Consider the following 19,220-nt stretch of genomic DNA (forward strand, 5'->3'; position numbering starts at 1 on the left):
CGGCGCGGCCGGAAAGACCTTGGGCATTTTCGCGGCAAATCGCCCGGAAAACCGCCGCCGCGGCGCCGGTTCGTTACGCTCCAGTAACTTGAAGAAAAAGGGAAATTGGGAAATTTTGCCGATGCCGCGAAGGGTCGGAGGGGACCCGTCGTGTGGGAAGGGGTGGCGGTTGGGCGCTTGAAACTTCAGGCCACCGCGACAAATCACCTACACGGTTAATTGGGGAGCCTTAATCCAATGCGAGTCTTATTCGGTGAGCGCATGTCCGCGCGCCTGCGTCGGCATGCGTTGATGGTATCGAGTGCCGTGGCGTTCAGCCTGATGGCCGGCATGGCCAGCGATGTCGCCGGGGCCGCGACCGCGTCGATCGGCGGTGTCACTCAGGAAGAATACAAGGGCGCGCTCGGCCAGCAGGCCGGCGCGGGCCAGAATCCGCTCAAGCATCAGGACGCGGTCTATTCCCAGGAACAGGTCACGACGCCGCCCTGGGGCACGACGGCGCTGCAGTTCCTCGATGGCACGCAGCTTCAGGTGGGGCCGGCCTCGGACGTGACGCTGGACGAGTTCGTCTACGATCCGAACCAGACCCTCACCTCGGCCGCGATCAAGTTCAACCAGGGCCTGTTCCGCTTCGTCACGGGCGAGAACACGCGCAAGGAAGGCGTCAGCCTGACAACGCCGGTGGCCACGCTGTCGATCCGCGGCACCGACCTCATCATCAAGGTCGATTATGACGGCACCACCACGGTGACGGTCCTCAAGGGCGCCATCGCGGCGCTGGCCTGCGACCGGCCGGAGCAGCTCGTCTCGGCGGGACAGGTGATCAAGATTCCGCGCACTTGCTCGGATCGGACCACCATCAGCCCCTACACGCCGACACCGGGCGGCAGCTTCGGCCCCTCCGACGGTCCCGGCCCCGGCCACGACCACGACAACAGCGGTCGCAGCAACGGCAATAGCTGATCGGCCTTGATGCGAGACCTTGGGAAGCGCCTCGGCCCGAAGGAGCCGCAGGCGCCCCCATTCCTCGCCTCCGTTCCGCGGCCTTCCACCCGGCGTTGCCCGCCCAGGCTTGCCGCCCACCCTTGCCCGCCCAACCTTGCCCGCATTGAGCCTTCCCGGCATGGCCGCTACCTTGGAGCGGGGATCGGGATCGGGCGAATCGGCCACGCAAGTCATGTCGCGCGCCGGCCTCCCGATGCGGGATGAACGGGGGATGCGGGTGGAAGAGCGGGGAATTCTCTATTTCGCGACCGGCGCGAAATATGTCGCGGAGGCGGCCGCGTCTGCCCACTCCGCCAAGAAGCTGATGCCGGCCGTGCCGATCGCGCTGGTGACCGACGAGGCGGCGGCACCGGCCCCGTTCGATCGCACCATCACGATCCCGGGCGGCGAGTATCCGCTGCTGGCCAAGGTCAAGTCGCTGAGGCTGACGCCCTTCAGGCGCACCGTCTTCCTCGATTCCGACACCCATGTCGCGCGGCCGATCGAGGAGCTCTTCGATCTGCTGGATGCCTTCGACATCGCCGCGGCGCACGCACCCTTGCGCCTCTCCACCTTCCGCTTCAAGGAGCAGGAAATCTTTCTCGGCGGGGTGCCGACCTGCTTTCCCGAATACAATACCGGCGTCGTCGCCTATCGCGCCGATGCGGGCGTGCTCAAGGCCCTGGCATCCTGGGCCGTGCTCTATCAGAGGCAGCTCGCCGGACCGCTCAAGCCCTGGACCTGGGACCAGCTTTCCTTCCGGGAGACGATCTACAAGAGCGGCCTCAAGCTCGCGACCCTCTCCAACGAATACAACTATCGCCTGCCCTTCCCGCAGGTGACCTGCGGTCCGGTCAAGATCCTGCACGGCCGCAGCCCCGACATCGCCAAGATCCTGCAGCAGATCAACCAGCACCGCCGCTATCGCGTGACGGTGCCGGCGCGCTTCCGGTCGGTCGCGATGTTCATCGGCGACAGCGAGTGATCCGGCGGCGGGCGCAGCCGGGCCTTCATCCTTTGGTCGGACGGCGCGCCGGGCCTGAGAGGTTGGCGCCGCGCCGGCCCGCCTGATAGCCTCAGAGCCACTGAACGGGGCGGCGCCATCGCTTGCCGGCGCGACAAGCAGACCCCGAAAACACCGCCGGCCTGGGTCGCGACCGAGGCCGGCAGAATGTTGTCGAGCATCAGGGAGAAGACATCACATGAAGCGTCGCAAGTTCCTGACTTCCGCCGCCTTGGCCGCGGCCGCGGCACCCGTCGCCGCCGTGCAGATCGCGTCGCCGGCGATCGCCCAATCGGCGCCCGAAATCAAATGGCGCCTGGCCTCGAGCTTTCCCAAGAGCCTGGACACGATCTACGGCGCGGCCGAGACCGTCGCCAACCGCGTCGCCGCCGCGACCGACGGCAAGTTCCAGATCCGCGTCTTCGCCGCCGGCGAGATCGTGCCGGGCTTCCAGGTGCTGGACGCGGTCCAGAACGCCACCGTCGAGATCGGCCACTCCGCGAGCTACTACTTCGTCGGCAAGGATCCGACCTTCGCCTTCGACACGGCCGTGCCCTTCGGCCTCAATGCGCGCCAGCAGAATGCCTGGATGTATTACGGCGGCGGGCTCGAGCTGATGCGCGAGTTCTTCAAGGATTACAGCATCTACCAGATCCCCTGCGGCAATACCGGCGCGCAGATGGGCGGCTGGTTCCGCAAGGAGATCAAGACCGTCGAGGATCTGAACGGCCTCAAGTTCCGCGTCGGCGGCTTCGCCGGCAAGGTGCTCGCCAAGCTCGGCGTGGTGCCGCAGCAGATCCCCGGCGGCGACATCTACCCGGCGCTGGAGAAGGGCACGATCGACGCCGCCGAATGGGTCGGCCCTTACGACGACGAGAAGCTCGGCTTCAACAAGGTGGCGCAGTTCTACTACTACCCCGGCTGGTGGGAGGGGGGCCCTCAGCTCTCGGTCTATGTGAACCAGGCGCAGTGGGACAGCCTGCCTAAGACCTACCAAGCGATCCTCGAGGCGGCCTGCGGCGAGGCCAACGGGCTGATGCTGGCGAAATACGACGCGCAGAACATGCCGGCCCTGCGCCGGCTGGTCCAGGGCGGCACCAAGCTCAAGCCCTTCTCCAAGGAGGTCATGGAAGCCGCCTACAAGGCGGCCTTCGAGGTCTATGACGAGACCGCGTCCTCGAACCCGAAATTCAAGAAGGTCTACGACGCCTGGAAGCCCTTCCGCGAGGAGCAGTATCTCTGGTTCCGCGTCGCCGAGAACAGCTTCGACAATTTCGTCTACGCGAAATCGGCGCAGAAGAGCTGATCCGCCCTGCGGGTCCGATCGCGCGCGGCCGTCGCCCCCGGGCGGCGGCCGCGTTCGGCGCCCGCATCCCTTCCCTCCGTGTTGCGCGACGGCCGCCGCCCCGGGCCAAGGGACGGGGGCTTTCTTGCCAATTCATTATAATGATATTATGATCTAAGACAGATCGGCGAGAACGAGAGAGATCGACATTGGGCGCGATTTACCAGAATGCGGCGCGCTACGCGAAGAGCCGGGCGCTCTTTGCGGCCGCCCGCGAGGTCATTCCGAGCGGCGTCAACAGCACGGCCCGGGCGACATGGTCCGGATGGGATCCCCATCCCCTGTTCGTCGAGGGCGGCGACGGCTCGCATCTGCGCGATGTCGACGGCAACGACTATATCGACTATCTGCTGGGCCTCGGGCCCATGATCCTGGGTCATCGCCCGCCCAAGGTCACGGACGCCGTCGTCAAGGCGATCCGCGAGCAGGGCACCGTGTTCGCGCTGCCGGCGGCGGCCGAGATCGGCCTCACCCGGAGCATGATCGCCGCGGTGCCGAGCCTGGAGCAGGTCCGCCTCTGCAACACCGGCACCGAGGCCGTGCTCTATGCCGTGCGTCTGGCCCGCGCCTTCACGGGACGCAACAAGATCATCCGGTTCGAGGGCATGTATCACGGCTTCTCGGACGGCGTTTACTGGAGCAAGCATCCGGGCCTGAACGTAGCCGGTTCCGATCGTGCGCCGGTGGCCGTGCCGCAGGGACCGGGGCTGCCTTCGGGGATCGACAGTTCGCTCATCATCCTGCCCTGGAACGACACCGCCCTGCTGCGCGAGGTGATCGAGCGCCAGGGCCACGAGATCGCAGCGGTCCTGACCGAGCCGGTGATGTGCAACACCGGCTGCATCCTGCCCGAGCCCGGCTATCTCGAAGCGATGCGCGAGATCACCCGCAAGCATGGCGTGCTGCTGATCTTCGACGAGGTCATCACCGGATTCCGGCTGGCGCTGGGGGGCGCCCAGGCGCATTACGGCGTGACGCCCGATCTCTCGACCTTCGCCAAAGGTCTGGGCGGCGGCTTCCCGGTCGCGGCCATGGGCGGGCGCAAGGACATCATGGCGCTCGTCGCCGACGGCACCGTCTCCATGGCCGGGACCTATGCCGCCAATGTGATCGCCGTGACGGCCGCCATCGCGGCTCTGCAGGAGCTGAGCGCGCCCGGCATGTTCGAGCGGCTTTACAAGGTGTCGGACCGGTTGCGGCTCGGGCTCGAGCGCGTGTTCGACGAGGCGAGGATCGCCACCCGCGTCGTGGGCGTGGGCCCCGTCTTCCAGGTCTGGTTCTCCGATCACGACATCCGCAACTATCGCGATGCGGCACGCCATGCCAATCACGAGCTCTTCCGGCTATGGTGGGAGGGCATGCTGGATCGAGGTGTCCTGTTTCATCCGGGCGCCTATGAAAACCTGTTCGTCTCCTTTGCCCATAGCGACGACGATGTGGATCGGACATTGGCAGCGGCCCGCGAAACCGCGCGCGCGATCCGGAACCGATAGCGTGGCGCGCCCCACGGGCGGCCGGAGCGCGGCGTGACGCGCCCCGCTCTGCATCTCGGCATCGATCTCGGCACCTCGGCCGTCAAGGCCGTGGCGATCGATGCCGCCGGCACCGTCGTCGCCTCGAGCGATTCCCCCTACCCCACGCACTCGGATCTTCCCGGACAGGCGGAACAGGAGCCGAGCCACTGGCTGCAGGCGGCGGCCATAGCGGTCGGCAATATCGGCAGCCAGCTGGGCCCCGCCTGGCCGGCAAGCCTGGCATCGATCGGCCTCACCGGCCAATTGCCGACCCTGGTCTGCCTTGGCGATAACGGCCCGCTCGGTCGCGCGATCGCCTGGACGGACGCCCGCGCCGACGAGTGGGCGATCGGGCGCCTGGATCGGGATCGGCGCCGTCAGTTCTATCGCGCGACGGGCATGCCGATCGACGGGCGCTATCTGGCACCGATGTTCCGGTTCCATTGGCAGGAGCGGCGATCCGCGGTGCGGCGGATTCTCTCGGCCAAGGATTTCCTCTGCTTCGCGCTGACCGGTCGCGCCGTGACGGATCCTTCGACCGCCGCGGGTTACGGCGTCTATGCGATCGCCGACAAGCGCTGGGATCCCGCCTTTTGCACCTTCTGGGATCTCGACCTGGAACTTTTGCCCGAGATCGCGCCGGCCAATGAAGTCGCCGGCCCGTTGAACCCGGCGGGATCGCGGTTGCTCGGTCTGCCGGAAGGATTGCCCGTGTCCGTGGGTGCGGCGGATTCGGTCGCCGGTGCCCTGGCGATGAGCGGGTTGGCGGAGGGTTCGGCAAGCATCGTGATGGGCTCCAGCACCATCGTGATGGGGACGGGTCGCGAGCCGCTGCTCGATCCCGAGGCGCGCTATCTGCTCACGCCGCACGCCCTTGAGGGCTGGTACGGACGCGAGATGGATCTCCTGTCGACCGGCACCGGCTTCCGCTGGCTCTGCACCCTGCTGAGCTGGACCGCCGAGCAGTTCGAGGTCCGGGCCCAGCGCTCCCCGCCCGGCGCGAACGGGCTCTGCTTCTCGCCCTACCTTGCCGGCGGCGAGCAGGGCGCCCTGTGGAATCCGGCGCTGCGCGGCGTGCTCCACGGCCTCACCCTGCATCACGACCCCGCCGACGTCGCACGCGCGTTTCTCGAGGGCGTCTATTTCGAGATCCGCCGCTGCCTCGATGTCCTGGCGGAATCGGCCCCGGCAGGATCGGAGCGCAGCCCTGCCGTCGTCCTCTCCGGCCATGCGGCGGAAAGCCCCGGCTTGATGAGAATGCTGGCCGACATCCTCCATCGGCCGGTCCGATCCTTCACCCATCGCTCGCCTTCCGCGATCGGCGCCGCTCTCCTGGGATTCGGCGAAGATGCCGGCAAGCTCGCCGCGGCCGCGGCCCAGACGACGGCCCGGGCCGAACCGGGTCCGGCTGCCGCCGCCTATGATCGCCTCTATCGGCGCTATCTCGGGCTCTTTCCACGGATCGCGGAAGCGCCGCCCGATGCCGGAACCGACGTCAGGTGATGCCCTTGCCATTGAACTGGCTGGAAGGTCCGGGCGAGATCGCCAATGCCGCCGCGCAGCACGTGGCGACGCTGATCGCGCGGAAACCCGACGCCGCCATCGCGCTGCCGACGGGCAGCACGCCGGTCGGACTCTATCGCCGGCTGGCCGAGCTGCAGGGAAAGGGCCGGTTCTCCTGCCCGCAGGCACGGTTCTTCAATCTGGATGAGTTCATCGGCCTGTCGCTCGACGATCCACGCAGCTATGGAGCCTTTCTCTGGCAGCATGTGTTCCGTCCTTTGAGCGTGTCGCCGAGCCAGGTGCAGCTGCTCCGCGGCGCCGCCCCGGATCCGGCGGCCGAGTGCCGGCGCTTCGATCAGGCGATCGCTCAAGCGGGCGGGCTCGATCTCGCCATCCTGGGACTCGGCAGCAATGGCCATATCGCCTTCAACGAGCCGGGCAGCGATTGGAACGCCGGGACCAGGGAGGTCGTGCTGACGGAAGCCACCCGGCACGGACAGCGTTCCGTCTTCGGCCGCGAGGCGGATGTCCCGCACCGGGCGCTCACCATGGGATTGCGGACGCTGCGGGAGGCCCGGGCGATCCTGTTGCTGATCGCGGGATCGGGCAAGGCCGCCGCGGTCGCGGCGATGCTGCGATCCAGGCCCGACAAGAACTGGCCCGTCACCGCGATCCTCGATCACCCGAAGCTCACCATCCTGGCGGACCGCGCGCTCGATCCGGCCCGCGCGGCCGGCGCGCCGCCGGCCTTCCCCGGCAGCCCAGGCGCATAATGACCTTGACGAAGCGGAGAAACCGGTCAAAGCACAAGCCTGCCGGACATTCCGCCGGCATCCATTTCCGTCGGGGCGGAGCCCGTCATGTCCCTCTATGAGCGAACCATCTCGTTCGTGCTGAACTATATCGAGGAGAAGAAGCTCGAGGAGGGCGCGAAGCTGCCGACCGAACCGGAGCTGGTCGCGATGGCCGGCGTGAGCATGGTGACGGTCCGGCGCGCGCTTGCCGAGCTGGCGGCCCAAGGGGTCATCCGGCGCGAGCAAGGCCGGGGAACCTTCCTGAACCGCTCGCGCGTCAGCGCGGAAACGACCCGTCTCGGCGGGCTGCGCAACGGGCTCGGCCTGGATTCCAGCTCATCCCTCGAGACCAGGCTGCTGGGCCTGGAGCGGCGCGACGCGTCGGCCGAGGAATCGAGCCGGCTTGCCATCGCCAAGGCCGCTTCGGTCTGGGAAATATCCCGCCTCCGCCTGCTGAACGGCCGGCCGATGATCCACGAGGTCTCGGTGATCCCCATGATTCTGGCCCCCGATCTCGGCGCCCATCTCGAATCCGATCCGCAGCGCTCGCTCTATGCGACCCTGGACGCGGTCTATGGCCTGCGCGAGATCCGCGAGGAGCAGTCGCTCGTCTGCCGGCGCGCCAACAGGCTGGACAAGAAGCTGCTGGGGCTGCCGAAAGGCGACTGGGTGGTCCAGATCTCCGGCATCAGCTTCTCCGCGCGTCACCTGCCGATCGACAGCTTTCGCATCGTCTTCGACGCCAAGGGCTTCGCCTTCAGGCTGAGCACGGCGCCGGCTTCGGCGATGGCCGCCGTGGAGCTGGCCGATTCCTGAGCTTCCCGACGACAGGCCGCAAGGTTGAAACCGACAAGAGATAGAGTGGGACAGAGACGATGCAGTTCGCGCATGATTTCCAGACGATCCTCGGCCGCAATCTCATCGGCGAGCTGAAGAACTTCGTTCATCGCCCCTTCCTGCTGGTCACCATGGAAGACATGTGGCCGATCTTCGAGGATCGGCTCGCCGGCGCCGATTTCCACCGCTATTTCGTCCATTCGGTCGACGAGAAGGCGCTGCTGGCGGATCTCGCCAAGCTGCCGCCGGTCGAAGCCGTGGTCGGGCTCGGCGGCGGCATGGCGATCGACACGGCGAAATACTTCTCCTGGAAGAAGCGGCTGCCGCTCTTCCAGGTCCAGACCGCGCTCAGCATGAACGCGGCCTGGGGTCAGCGCTGCGGCGTCAGGATCGACGGCGCCGTGCGCTATATCGGCTGGTCCGTGCCGCAGGCGGTCTATATCGACTATGACGTGATCCGGGCCGCACCGCGCCAGCTCAACTATTCGGGCATCGGCGACATCCTCTGCAATTTCACCGGCGTGCTGGATTGGCGCTATGCCACCTCGGTCGGGAAATGCGAGGCCAAATGGCCCTATGACGAGGCGGTGGCCAACCGCTCGCTCGACAATGTCGAGCAGGTGCTGCGCAACACCAAGGAGATCCGCGATCTCACCGACAAGGGGATCCAGGTCCTGATCAACGGCCTGCGATGGGGCACCTCGTTCCATGGCAATGGCTGGAACCCGCGGCATATCGAGGGTGTCGACCATTTCTTCTTCTACGCGCTCGAATACGAGACGGGCCGGAAGTTCCTGCATGGGCAGCCCGTCTGTCTCGGCGTCTATATCGGCGCCCTGCTGCATGAGAGCCGCGCCGACGAGATGCTGAAGGCCATCCACGAGGTCGGACTGGATATCAGGCCCGAGGCGATGGGCGTCACCTGGGACGATGTCGCGACAGCGCTCTACAAGATGCGCGACTATGTCCAGCGCAACGGCCTCTGGCATTCGATCGCGCATGACGTCGAGATCAAGAAGGACTTCGTGGACCGGCTGCGCGCCGGGGTCGAAGGGGTCTATGGCCCCTGGCGCGGCCGGTGAATCGGACCGGTCCGGACACACCCGATGCCGATTGGACGGGGCCCCGCAGTCCCGACGGCGGCTTGACACCCCCTATATCATTATAATCATATATTGAATGCGGTGAATTCGGGCGGGCCGGCGGGCGCTGCGCGAGCCTTTACGCCTGTGATTTCATCTAGGGCCGGAGGGACGCGGCCGCACGCCGACGGTTGGGGGACGACACGACGCTCGCGGGCGCAAGAAACGCCGGTTTGGAAGTCACAAGAGAAGAACTTCAACAGGGAGACGGACGCCATGGGAAAGCTGCGAACATTATTTCTGGGTTTGGCTGCCGCTGCGGCCTTGATGATAGGCCCGGCACTGGCGGCGGATGGGCCCGACAAGGCCAAGATCGACTGGCAGCAGTTCAAGGGCCAGTCGCTCGAGCTCTTCTTCGTCAAGCATCCCTGGACGGATGCCATCACCCCGCTGCTGCCCGAGTTCGAGAAGCTGACGGGGATCAAGCTCAATCTGACGACCGCGGCGGAAGACGCCTACTGGAACAAGTCGTCGCTGGGTCTCGCCTCCAACAAGCCGCCCTTCGACGTGTTTTTCCTGTCGATGGGCATCAACGGCTACACGGCCTATTCGAACAACTGGCTGGCGCAGCTCAACGCGCAGCTCGACAATCCCAAGCTGACCGATCCCGCCTGGTATCAGTATGACGACATCTCCAAGGCGGCGGCCGCGGCCTTCCACCTGCCCGATCCGAGCAGCTCGAAGGTCTATGGCATCCCGATGTCGACCGAAGTCTACATGTTCTTCTACCGGAAGGACCTCTTCAAGGAGAGCGGCATCGACGTGAACGCCATCACGACGATGGCGCAATGGATGGACGCGCTCCACAAGCTGAAGCTGCCGGACGGCGTCTACCCCGCCAGCCTGCGCGGCGGCGGCCTGGGCATTCTCGACGAGCTCAACGGCATGGTCGCGAACACCTGGGGCAACACGCCCTATCTCAAGGACCGCTTCGTCTATTTCGACGAGAAATGGGCGCCGCGCTTCACCGATCCCAAGGTCAAGGAAGGCTTCAAGCTCTGGGCCGATCTGATGAAGCTCTCGGCCCCGGGCGTCACCTCCTTCGACTGGTACGAGGCGACCACCCAGTTCGCCCAGGGCAAGGCCGCGACCTTCGGTCCGGATGCCAGCCTCTTCGCCTCGATCTTCCTCGATCCCGCCCAGTCGACGGTTGCCGACAAGGTCGGGTTCAAGGCGCTGCCGGCGGCCTCCGCCGACGGCGCGCATACGGCGATGTGGTCCTGGGGCCTGAGCATCCCCGAGAAGTCGGCCAAGAAGGACGCCGCCTGGCTGTTCCTCGAATGGGCGACGAGCCCCTACGTGACGGAGCAGGTGAGCCTGAAGACGCTGGCCTCCTCGCGGCAATCGACCTGGAGCAGCGCGGACTATCAGGCGAAGCTGCCGGAAGGCTTCGGCAACGCCGTGGGCGAATCGCTGGCCATCGCCCAGCCCTCGATCATGTATCTGACCGCGGCCGACCAGGTCGTGCAGAGCATGCTCGATGCCCTCCAGGCGATTTATGGAGGCACGCCGGTGGACGAGGCGATGCAGAAGCTGCAGGATCAGGCCACGGACATCGTCAAGCAGGCGGGACTCTACAAGCCCTGAGGACGACGAGCTCTTACTGCCGATGATCCAGCCGGGTCTGCGGATGGCCTCCGCAACCCGGCTGGACGGCTTTCCGGGAAGAGCGCGCTTCGTCCGTCGAAGCGCCTTCGGTGCGTCGACCGAACCTCCGACCGGCCGAAGACTTCCAGAGACGCCTAGAGGATGCAGCCCGACCGATGAAGCGTCGCGTACCGGTCACCTTCATATTGCCGTCGGCTGTCGTCCTGTTCGCTGTTGCCGCCTTTCCCGTCGGATTCGGCATCTGGGCCGGCTTCCATCAATGGAACTGGTCGCTGGGCCAGGCCGACAATTGGAGCTTCATCGGCCTGGACAATTATGTCCGGCTTCTCGGCAGCCCCGAGTTCTGGAACTCGATCAAGGTCACCGCCTATTTCGCCGTGGTCTCGGTCGCGGTCGAGCTGGTCGTCGGCCTCGGGATCGCGCTGCTCCTGCATCATAACGTCAGGGCCTCCTGGTTCTTCCGCTCCGCCGTCGTCTTTCCCCTGATGGTCTCGGATATCGTCGCGGCGGTGATCTTCTCGACCCTGCTCGACCCGACGCTGGGCACCTTCAACTATTTCCTGAGCCTCTTCGGCCTGCCCGGACCGAACTGGGTCGGCAATCCGAACCTCGTGATCCTGACGCTGGTGATGGTCGACACCTGGTGGCAGACCGGAAACATCATCCTGATCCTGCTGGCCGGCCTGACCAGCATTCCCCAGGACCGCATCGACATGGCCTCGATCGACGGCGCCAGCGGCTGGAAGATGCTGGTCCATATCACGCTGCCCGCGCTCAAGCCCTTCATCCTCGTGGCGCTGGTCTTCCGCACCATCGATGCGCTACGCGTCTTCGCGCTGGCCTGGGCGATCACCAAGGGCGGGCCGTCGCGGGCGACCGATGTCGCGCAGCTCTATATCTTCAAGCAGGGCATCGGCGGATTCTTCAACATGGGTTACGCCTCGGCGGCGGCGACCCTGTTCGCGATCATGGTAGGCCTGGTCTCGGGCGTCTATCTGCTCTTCATGCGGAAGGAGGCGCCATGACGGCGGCGATTCCCGCACGAGGGCGCCGGCAGGCTCGCGCGATGAGCCGCCGGAATCTCGGCCAGGTCGCGTCCTTCGCCGCCCTGGCGGTGATCTCCGTGATCTTCCTGGCGCCGGTCCTCTGGATCGCCGTGACCGCGCTCAAGACGCAGCGCGAAGCGATGGCGCTGCCGCCGGTCTGGGACTTCGTGCCGCAATGGCAGAATTTCGTGACGGCGTGGCAGTCCAACGATTTCGGCCGGTCGTTCCTGGTCACGACCTCGGTGTCGGTCTTCTCGGTCGCCCTCACCCTGGCACTCTCGATCCCCGCCGGCTATGTGCTCGCGCGCTATCGCCGAAGCTGGCTCTCGGCCTTCGAGATCGGGATCATGGTGATCCGGATGCTGCCCGAGATCCTGTTCATGCTGCCGCTCTATGCGATCTACCAGAAGACGGCGCTGTTCGACACGCAGATCGGCATCATCCTCGCCTTCCAGATATTCAACATGCCCTACAGCGCCTGGCTGATCCGGCAGTTCGTCTCGGAAGTCCCGGTCGAGCTGGACGAGGCGGCGTTGCTCGATGGCGCGTCGAAGTGGCAGGTTCTGTGGTTCGTCATCGTGCCGACGATCCGGCCGGGCATCGTCGCCGCGGCCGTGCTCTCCTTCATCGGCGTCTGGACGAACCTGCTGCTGCCGCTGGCGCTCACCTATAACGAGACGCCGATGGTCGCGACCACGATCGCGAACTTCAAGGGATACGGGACCTTCGACTGGCCCGTCATGGCCGCGGCCGCGATCGTGTCGCTGCTGCCGCAGTTCCTGTTTTTCCTGTTTGCGCAGAAATACATCGTCAAGGGGCTCACCCTTGGCGCGGTGAAGGGCTGACCGACCCCCGCGGGGTCGGCGGCCGTCAAGGAAACGGAGGATGGAGTGCTCGAGCTTCTGAAGATGGATGGACGCATCGCCGTGGTGACCGGGGCCGGCCAGGGGATGGGCAAGGAGATCGCCAAGACCCTGGCGCTGCTGGGCGCGACGGTGGTGATCGCCGAGCTCTCGCCCAAGACCGGCGAGCAGACCGCGAAGGAGATCCGCGACAAGGGCGGCAAGGCCGAGTTCCGCCAGATGGATGTGCGCCAGACGAAGTCGGTGCAGGAGGTCGCCCAGTATGTGACGCGGACCCATGGCCGGCTCGACATCGCCGTCAACAATGCCGGCATCGTGAAGAACGAGGCGACGCTCGACACCAGCGACGCGGACTGGCTCGAGGTCATCGACGTCAATCTCAACGGCGTGTTCCGCTGCTGCCGCGAGTTCGGCCGGCCGATGGTGGCGCAGAACAAGGGCGTCATCGTCAATATGTCGTCGAACAGCGCCGTCATCGTCGACCGCCCCCAGGTGCAGCCGGCCTACAACGCCTCGAAGGCCGGCGTCTCGCAATTGACGAAGTCGCTCGCCGTCGAATGGGCGCCGCACAACATCCGGGTGAATGCGATCGCGCCCGGCTATATCGACACGGCCCTGACCGATGCCGGCAAGGGCCAGGCCGAGTGGATCAAGTTCTGGATGAGCATGACGCCCATGAACCGCTTCGGCAAACCGCAGGAGGTGGCGCCGCTCGCGGCGTTCCTGGCATCGGACGCGGCGAGCTACATCACCGGCGCCGTCTATCTGATCGATGGCGGCTACACGGTCTGGTAGGTCCCGGGAGCGGTGCCGAACATGACGGGCCAGAGATCGAGCGAAAGACCGCCGGCCTACAGGGTCGATCCGAGCCGGACCGATCTTGCGCTGGAGTTCAAGCGCCATCCCTATGGGCAGCATAGCGACGAGCTGCAGCGGGTCCTCAATCTGTTCCGCTCCGATCCCTTGCCCGGCAATTACTGCGTGGTCTGCACCAGGCCCCACCGGGAATGGGCACTCGCACGATTCCGGCAGACCAGCCGGGAGCCCGTGGATCTGCTCGGCCCCGTCTTCGGATCGCTGGCGGAGGCCGAATGGGCCGTCTTCAAGCTGCGCTGGCGGAAACACACCGGGCAGGCGCTGGAGATCGAATGAGATGATCGAGATCCTGGGATATGCCGATCGCCTGGCGGTCCGGCCCGGCATGACGATCGCCTTCAAGGTGAGCTGCGAGACCGGCGCCGCGCGCTACCGTGCCGACATCGTGCGGCTGCGTTGCGGAGACGATCGTCCTGACGGCCCGGGATTCCGGGAAGAGCCGGTCGCGGATGCGGCGGCGAACGGCGACTATCCCGGGCGCCGGCAGGCCATCGATTGCGGCTCCTATGTGAGAGTCGGACCGGCGGCAGCCTTCGATGCGGTCGACAGCTTCACGCTGTCGGCCTTGATATGGCCGACCTTGCCGGGCCTCGACGAAGCGACCGTGATGGGGCGCTGGAGCGGGCCTGCTGAAACGGGCTTCGGCTATGCGCTCGCGATCGACGGCGCTTCCCGTCCCTGCCTGAGGCTCGGCGACGGAGTGCGAGTCTGGCGGCTGGTCCATCCAGTCGCCCTCGCGGCCCGCCGCTGGTACCGGCTGCTGGCGAGCTTCGACAGCGCGACCGGCGCCGCCAGCCTGCATTGCGAGCCGGTCACGCCGCAGTGGGGCGATCCGGTATTTCGTCCCACCGCCGGCCGCTGCCCGCTGCGGCCGCTCTCCTCCGGACCCCGGATCGCCGATGTGCCTGTCGCCGTCGCCGCCCATGTGGTGGAGGGTGGCCAAGGGACATGGCGCGGTGCCGGTCATTTCAACGGCAAGATCGAAGCGCCACGGCTGCATGCACAGGCCCTCCCGGCCGAGCAGATCGGGCAAATCCTGTCGACGCCCTTGACGGGGCCGTCCGCGGCGAGCCTGGTCGCCGCCTGGGATTTCTCCCGGGACATCCCCGGAACGAAGGCGCGCGATATCGGCCCGAACGGGCTCGATGGCGACTGCATCAACCTGCCGACCCGGGCGATGACGGGCCATGCCTGGACCGCGGAAGCCATGAACTGGACGAACCGCCCGCATGAATATGCGGCGATCCATTTCCATGAAGACGATCTCTATGATTGCGCCTGGGAGACGGATTTCCGCTGGACGATCCCGCCGGACCTGAAGAGCGGGATCTATGCCGCGCGCCTGCGCTGCGGCAACCAGGGCGAGGACCATGTGCCGTTCTTCGTGCTGCCGCCGCGCGGACATGCGCGGGCCCCTGTGGCCTTCCTCGCCTCCACCGCCACCTATCTCGCCTATGCCAACAGCCACGATCATTACGAGGACCCCGTGGCGGAGCGCTGCCATGGGCTGACGGTGCTGGCGCCGGCCGACCTGTTCCTGATGCAGCGGCGCGATCTCGGCCTCTCCGCCTACGACCATCACCGCGACGGCAGCGGATCCTGCTGGAGCTCGCGCCTGCGCCCGATCCTGAATCTCCGCCCCAAGCGCGCGCTCTGGTCGCTCAATGCCGATCTGCACCTCACCGATTGGCTCGAGGCGATCGGGCAGGAGTACGACGTGATCGACGACGAGACCCTGCATCGGGAAGGCGTCTCGCTGCTCGAGCGCTATGCCTGCGTCATGACCGGCACGCACCCGGAGTACTACTCGACGGCGATGCTGACCGCGATGGCGGCCTATCTCGAGCGGGGCGGCCGGCTCATGTATCTCGGCGGCAACGGCTTCTACTGGCGCGTCGCCTGGCATGACGAGCTGCCGGGCGCCATGGAGATCCGCCGCGGCGAGGCGGGCACCCGGATGTGGACTTCCGAGCCCGGCGAGACGGGCCTTGCGACCACGGGCGAGCCCAGCGGGATGTGGCGGCATTCGGGCTTCGCGCCCCAGCGGCTCGTCGGGGTGGGCTTCATCTCCGAAGGGTTCGACAGCGGCTCCTATTACCGGCGCCTGCCGGACAGTTACGATCCGAGGGCCGGCTTCATCTTCGCCGGCGTCGACGAGGAGATCCTCGGCGACTTCGGCGTGTTCGGCGGCGCCGCGGCGCTGGAGCTCGACATCGTCAATCCCAAGGTCGGAACCCCGCCCCATGCCCTGCTTCTGGCCTCGTCGGAAGGGCACAGCAACGTCTATGTGATCGCCCAGGCCGAAACCGGCGCCAATCATCCCGGCATGGATGGGATCGAGAGCCCTCTGGTACGGGCCGATATGGTCTTCTTCGAGACCTTGAAGGGCGGCGCCGTCTTCTCGACCGGCTCCATCGGCTGGGCCGGCAGCCTGGCGCATGACAACTACCGGAACAACATCTCCAGGATCACCGAGAACGTGTTGCGGCGCTTCATATCGCCGGAGCCGTTCCCGTCATCGGCGGGAACGAGATAGCGGAAAGGGGCAGTCGCGCATGGCGAGCGTCGAGATCGTCGATATCCGAAAGAACTACGGCGCCTTGGAGGTGCTCCACGGAATCAATGTCAGCATCGCGAGCGGCGAGTTCATCGTTCTGGTGGGGCCCTCCGGCTGCGGCAAGTCGACTCTCCTGCGCATGATCGCCGGCCTCGAGGAGATCACCGTCGGCGACATCCGGATCGACGGGCAAGTCGTGAACGAGGTCCCGCCCAAGGATCGCGATATCGCCATGGTGTTCCAGAGCTATGCGCTCTATCCGCATATGACGGTGCGGAACAACATGTCCTTCAGCCTGCGGATGAGAGGGGCCAGCCGGGAGCGGATCGATCGGGGCGTCGCCGATGCCGCCAACGTGCTGGCGCTCGAGAGCCTGCTCGAGCGGTTTCCGCGCCAGCTTTCGGGCGGCCAGCGCCAGCGCGTCGCCATGGGCCGCGCGATCGTGCGCCAGCCCAAGGTGTTCCTGTTCGACGAACCGCTGAGCAATCTGGACGCCAAGCTGCGCGTTCTGATGCGGACCGAGATCAAGGCCTTGCATCAACGTCTCGGCACCACCTCGATCTATGTGACGCATGACCAGCTCGAAGCGATGACGATGGCGGACCGCATCGTCGTCCTTCAGGACGGCCGGATCGAGCAGGTCGGGCCGCCGCTCGATCTCTACGATCGGCCGGCGAACCGGTTCGTGGCGGGCTTCATCGGATCGCCGGCCATGAACTTCATCCCGGGCATCCTCAATCCGGCGAACGGCGGCTGGGCCGTGGAGGCCAACGGCGCGACGCTCGCCGTCGGCTCGGCCGGCAAGGCGCGCCAGGGCCAGAAGGTCATGTTCGGGATCCGCCCCGAGCATCTGGAGGTCGTGGCGCCAGCGGCGGGAATCGCCGCCGAGGTCGAGGTGGTGGAGCCCACCGGCGCCAGCACCTTCGTCTTCACGCAGATCGCCGCCACGCCCGTCTGTGCCGCCCTGAACGACCGTCGCCTGCCGCGTCCGGGCGACCGGATCGGTCTCGCGCCGCAGCCGGACCGCATCCACCTCTTCGATGCGGAAACCGGAATCCGGTTGAACGACTGACCGCGATCGACCGGACCGCGGGTCACTGAATGTCGATCGCCGGCGCTTCGGCATCGGGCGCCGGCACGTCGATCTGGATGTTCTGATCGACCGGTGCGTGCTGGACGCGATCCAGCACCAGCCCCGGGAAGCCGATCACGACGGCCACCATGACGATCTGGATGCAGACGAACGGCACGGCGCCCCAATAGATCTGACCGGTCGTGACCGGCGCCAGCTTTCGGCCCGTGATCTTGTCGATGAAGGCCGAGGACGGCGCCACGCTGCGCAGGAAGAAGAGCGCGAAGCCGAAGGGCGGGTGCATGAAGGAGGTCTGCATATTGACCCCCAGCAGCACGCCGAACCAGATGAGATCGATGCCGAGCTTCTCGGCGACGGGCGCCAGCAGCGGTACCACGATGAAGGCGAGCTCGAAGAAATCGAGGAAGAAGGCCAGGCAGAAGACCAGGATGTTGACGACGATGAGGAAGCCCAGCTCGCCGCCGGGCACGCTGGTCAGGAGATGATCGACCCAGAGATCGCCATCGACGCCGCGGAAGACCAGGGTGAAGACGGTCGAGCCGATCAGGATGAAGATCACGAAGGAGGAGAGCTTGGCCGTGCTGTCCATCGCCTGCCTGAGCAGGTTCCAGCTCAGCCGGCGATTGGCCAGCGCGAGGATGAGGGCGCCCGTCGCGCCCATGGCGCCGCCCTCGGTCGGCGTCGCCACGCCGAGGAAGATCGTGCCCAGCACCAGGAAGATCAGGACCAGCGGCGGCAGCAGCGAGACCACCACGCGGCGCAGCAGCGCGAAGCCGCGAAGCGTGCGGGCCTCGCGCGGCAGCGCCGGCGCCCAGGTCGGGCGGAAGACCGACACGCCCAGCACATAGACGGCATAGAGGCCGGTCAGGAACAGGCCGGGAATGATGGCGCCTTCATACATGTCGCCGACCGAGCGGCCGAGCTGGTCGGCCAGCACGATCAGCACCAGGCTCGGCGGGATGATCTGGGCCAAGGTGCCGGAGGCTGCGATGACGCCGCTGGCGAGCCGCCGGTCGTAGCCGTAGCGCAGCATGATGGGCAGCGAGATCAGCCCCATCGAGATGACCGAGGCGGCGACCACGCCCGTGGTCGCGGCCAGGAGCGCGCCCACGAAGATGACGGCGAAGGCGAGCCCGCCGCGCAACGGGCCGAACAGCTGCCCGATCGTGTCGAGCAGATCCTCGGCCATGCCGCTGCGTTCGAGGATCAGCCCCATGAAGGTGAAGAACGGGATCGCCAGCAGCGTGTCGTTGCGCATGATGCCGAACACGCGGTCCGGCAGGGCCTGCAGCAGCGAGGGCGTCAGCAGGCCGAGCTCGATGCCGATGAAGCCGAACAGCAGCCCGTTCGCGGCGAGCGCGAAGGCGACCGGGTAGCCCAGCAGCAGCAGCACGACCAGCGCCAGGAACATCAGCGGCGCGAGATTGGCGATCAGGAGCTCCGTCACGACGGATCGCCTTCGGACCGGCTGCTCACCGCCGCCGCGGCATGGGCCGGGCGCTTCTCGGCCGGGTCGGGGACGAGCCCCATCAGGAAGGCGACCCGTTTGATGAGCTCGGAGAGGCCCTGCAGGCCCAGGAGCGCGAAGCCGATCGGAATCAGGATCTTCACCGGCCAGCGCAGGAGCCCGCCGGCATCGCCCGAGATCTCGTGGCGCAGATAGGAATCGGCCACGAGCGGCCAGGACAGCCAGCCGATCACGGCCGCCATCGGCAGCAGGAACAGAGCCGAGCCGAGGATGTCGATCCAGGTCTGGGTGCGTTTCGAGAGCCGCCCGGCGATCACGTCGATGCGGACATGCTCGTTGCGCAGCAGCGTATAGCCGGCGCAGAGCAGGAACACGGCCGAGAACAGATACCATTGGATCTCGAGCCAGGCGTTCGAGCTGGCGTCGAACACATAGCGGACCATGGCGTTGCCGGCGCTGATCAGCACCGCGATCAGCACACCCCAGTAGGCCAGCCTGCCGATATGCCCGTTGATCCAGTCGATCGCACGGCTCAAGCCGAGCAAAGACCTCACGGGATGCTCCCCTGTCCCTGGTTTTCGGCGGCG

General features: G+C 66.5%; 17 protein-coding genes. 15 read left to right on the top strand and 2 right to left on the bottom strand.

Annotated elements, in window-relative coordinates; translation table 11 throughout:
* Positions 1–291: 291 nt before the first annotated feature.
* The 15 genes from FRZ61_RS21620 (at position 292) to FRZ61_RS21690 (ending at position 17,144) form a co-directional block, all read left to right on the top strand.
* Complete coding sequence (locus FRZ61_RS21620) at positions 292–963, top strand: FecR family protein (RefSeq protein WP_191909152.1); 672 nt, start codon at positions 292–294, stop codon at positions 961–963.
* Positions 964–1,216: 253 nt separating this feature from the next.
* Positions 1,217–1,969, top strand: a complete 753-nt coding sequence (locus FRZ61_RS21625) for a glycosyltransferase family protein (protein WP_151119685.1) — start codon at positions 1,217–1,219, stop codon at positions 1,967–1,969.
* 217 nt (positions 1,970–2,186) lie between these two features.
* Entirely contained in the window at positions 2,187–3,293 is a 1,107-nt protein-coding gene (locus FRZ61_RS21630) for a TRAP transporter substrate-binding protein (protein ID WP_151119686.1), read from the top strand.
* Between the two features lie 188 nt (positions 3,294–3,481).
* Positions 3,482–4,825, top strand: a complete 1,344-nt coding sequence (locus tag FRZ61_RS21635; RefSeq protein ID WP_151119687.1) for an aspartate aminotransferase family protein — start codon at positions 3,482–3,484, stop codon at positions 4,823–4,825.
* A gap of 33 nt (positions 4,826–4,858) precedes the next feature.
* A complete protein-coding gene (locus FRZ61_RS21640; RefSeq protein ID WP_151119688.1) occupies positions 4,859–6,349 on the top strand; it encodes a xylulokinase in 1,491 nt (496 codons plus the stop codon).
* Positions 6,349–7,122, top strand: a complete 774-nt coding sequence (locus FRZ61_RS21645) for a glucosamine-6-phosphate deaminase (RefSeq protein WP_151119689.1) — start codon at positions 6,349–6,351, stop codon at positions 7,120–7,122. The genes FRZ61_RS21640 and FRZ61_RS21645 overlap by 1 nt, the downstream gene beginning before the upstream one ends.
* Before the next feature lie 87 nt (positions 7,123–7,209).
* On the top strand, positions 7,210–7,959 hold the full coding sequence (locus FRZ61_RS21650) for a GntR family transcriptional regulator (protein WP_151119690.1): 750 nt from the start codon (positions 7,210–7,212) through the stop codon (positions 7,957–7,959).
* 59 nt (positions 7,960–8,018) lie between these two features.
* Positions 8,019–9,062: an iron-containing alcohol dehydrogenase gene (locus FRZ61_RS21655; protein ID WP_151119691.1), complete on the top strand. Its 1,044-nt coding sequence runs from the start codon at positions 8,019–8,021 to the stop codon at positions 9,060–9,062.
* A gap of 327 nt (positions 9,063–9,389) precedes the next feature.
* The gene (locus tag FRZ61_RS21660; RefSeq protein ID WP_191909153.1) at positions 9,390–10,709 is read left to right on the top strand and encodes an extracellular solute-binding protein; all 1,320 of its coding nucleotides are present in this window, start codon (positions 9,390–9,392) and stop codon (positions 10,707–10,709) included.
* Positions 10,710–10,885: 176 nt separating this feature from the next.
* Positions 10,886–11,755, top strand: coding sequence for a carbohydrate ABC transporter permease (locus FRZ61_RS21665; protein WP_151119693.1), 870 nt, complete (start codon positions 10,886–10,888; stop codon positions 11,753–11,755).
* Positions 11,756–11,796: 41 nt separating this feature from the next.
* Positions 11,797–12,621 carry a carbohydrate ABC transporter permease gene (locus FRZ61_RS21670; protein WP_191909154.1) on the top strand — a complete coding sequence of 275 codons (825 nt, stop codon included), beginning with the start codon at positions 11,797–11,799 and terminating at the stop codon, positions 12,619–12,621.
* Positions 12,622–12,666: 45 nt separating this feature from the next.
* Positions 12,667–13,434, top strand: coding sequence for an SDR family NAD(P)-dependent oxidoreductase (locus FRZ61_RS21675; protein ID WP_225308941.1), 768 nt, complete (start codon positions 12,667–12,669; stop codon positions 13,432–13,434).
* A 21-nt stretch (positions 13,435–13,455) separates the two neighbouring features.
* Positions 13,456–13,791 carry a hypothetical protein gene (locus FRZ61_RS21680; RefSeq protein ID WP_151119695.1) on the top strand — a complete coding sequence of 112 codons (336 nt, stop codon included), beginning with the start codon at positions 13,456–13,458 and terminating at the stop codon, positions 13,789–13,791.
* Between the two features lies 1 nt (position 13,792).
* Positions 13,793–16,051 (top strand): N,N-dimethylformamidase beta subunit family domain-containing protein, encoded by a 2,259-nt coding sequence (locus FRZ61_RS21685; RefSeq protein ID WP_151119696.1) that lies wholly within the window; start codon positions 13,793–13,795, stop codon positions 16,049–16,051.
* 19 nt (positions 16,052–16,070) lie between these two features.
* Complete coding sequence (locus FRZ61_RS21690; protein WP_151119697.1) at positions 16,071–17,144, top strand: ABC transporter ATP-binding protein; 1,074 nt, start codon at positions 16,071–16,073, stop codon at positions 17,142–17,144.
* 22 nt (positions 17,145–17,166) lie between these two features.
* Here the strand turns inward: FRZ61_RS21690 and FRZ61_RS21695 are convergent, their stop codons facing one another.
* Positions 17,167–18,576 (bottom strand): TRAP transporter large permease, encoded by a 1,410-nt coding sequence (locus FRZ61_RS21695; RefSeq protein ID WP_407657947.1) that lies wholly within the window; start codon positions 18,574–18,576, stop codon positions 17,167–17,169.
* Positions 18,577–18,608: 32 nt separating this feature from the next.
* Complete coding sequence (locus tag FRZ61_RS21700; RefSeq protein WP_151119699.1) at positions 18,609–19,187, bottom strand: TRAP transporter small permease subunit; 579 nt, start codon at positions 19,185–19,187, stop codon at positions 18,609–18,611.
* Positions 19,188–19,220 lie beyond the last annotated feature (33 nt).

The sequence above is a fragment of the Hypericibacter adhaerens genome (genome assembly GCF_008728835.1).
GTDB classification, from domain to species: Bacteria; Pseudomonadota; Alphaproteobacteria; order Dongiales; family Dongiaceae; genus Hypericibacter; species Hypericibacter adhaerens.

Coding starts and splice junctions, on each gene's coding strand:
- FRZ61_RS21645 (WP_151119689.1), top strand. CDS start 6,349: ATGCCCTTGCCATTGAACTGGCTGGAAGGTCCGGGCGAGATCGCCAAT.
- FRZ61_RS21680 (WP_151119695.1), top strand. CDS start 13,456: ATGACGGGCCAGAGATCGAGCGAAAGACCGCCGGCCTACAGGGTCGAT.
- FRZ61_RS21690 (WP_151119697.1), top strand. CDS start 16,071: ATGGCGAGCGTCGAGATCGTCGATATCCGAAAGAACTACGGCGCCTTG.
- FRZ61_RS21630 (WP_151119686.1), top strand. CDS start 2,187: ATGAAGCGTCGCAAGTTCCTGACTTCCGCCGCCTTGGCCGCGGCCGCG.
- FRZ61_RS21685 (WP_151119696.1), top strand. CDS start 13,793: ATGATCGAGATCCTGGGATATGCCGATCGCCTGGCGGTCCGGCCCGGC.
- FRZ61_RS21620 (WP_191909152.1), top strand. CDS start 292: ATGGTATCGAGTGCCGTGGCGTTCAGCCTGATGGCCGGCATGGCCAGC.
- FRZ61_RS21665 (WP_151119693.1), top strand. CDS start 10,886: ATGAAGCGTCGCGTACCGGTCACCTTCATATTGCCGTCGGCTGTCGTC.
- FRZ61_RS21655 (WP_151119691.1), top strand. CDS start 8,019: ATGCAGTTCGCGCATGATTTCCAGACGATCCTCGGCCGCAATCTCATC.
- FRZ61_RS21695 (WP_407657947.1), bottom strand. CDS start 18,576: ATGTTCCTGGCGCTGGTCGTGCTGCTGCTGCTGGGCTACCCGGTCGCC.
- FRZ61_RS21670 (WP_191909154.1), top strand. CDS start 11,797: ATGAGCCGCCGGAATCTCGGCCAGGTCGCGTCCTTCGCCGCCCTGGCG.
- FRZ61_RS21650 (WP_151119690.1), top strand. CDS start 7,210: ATGTCCCTCTATGAGCGAACCATCTCGTTCGTGCTGAACTATATCGAG.
- FRZ61_RS21625 (WP_151119685.1), top strand. CDS start 1,217: ATGCGGGTGGAAGAGCGGGGAATTCTCTATTTCGCGACCGGCGCGAAA.
- FRZ61_RS21660 (WP_191909153.1), top strand. CDS start 9,390: ATGATAGGCCCGGCACTGGCGGCGGATGGGCCCGACAAGGCCAAGATC.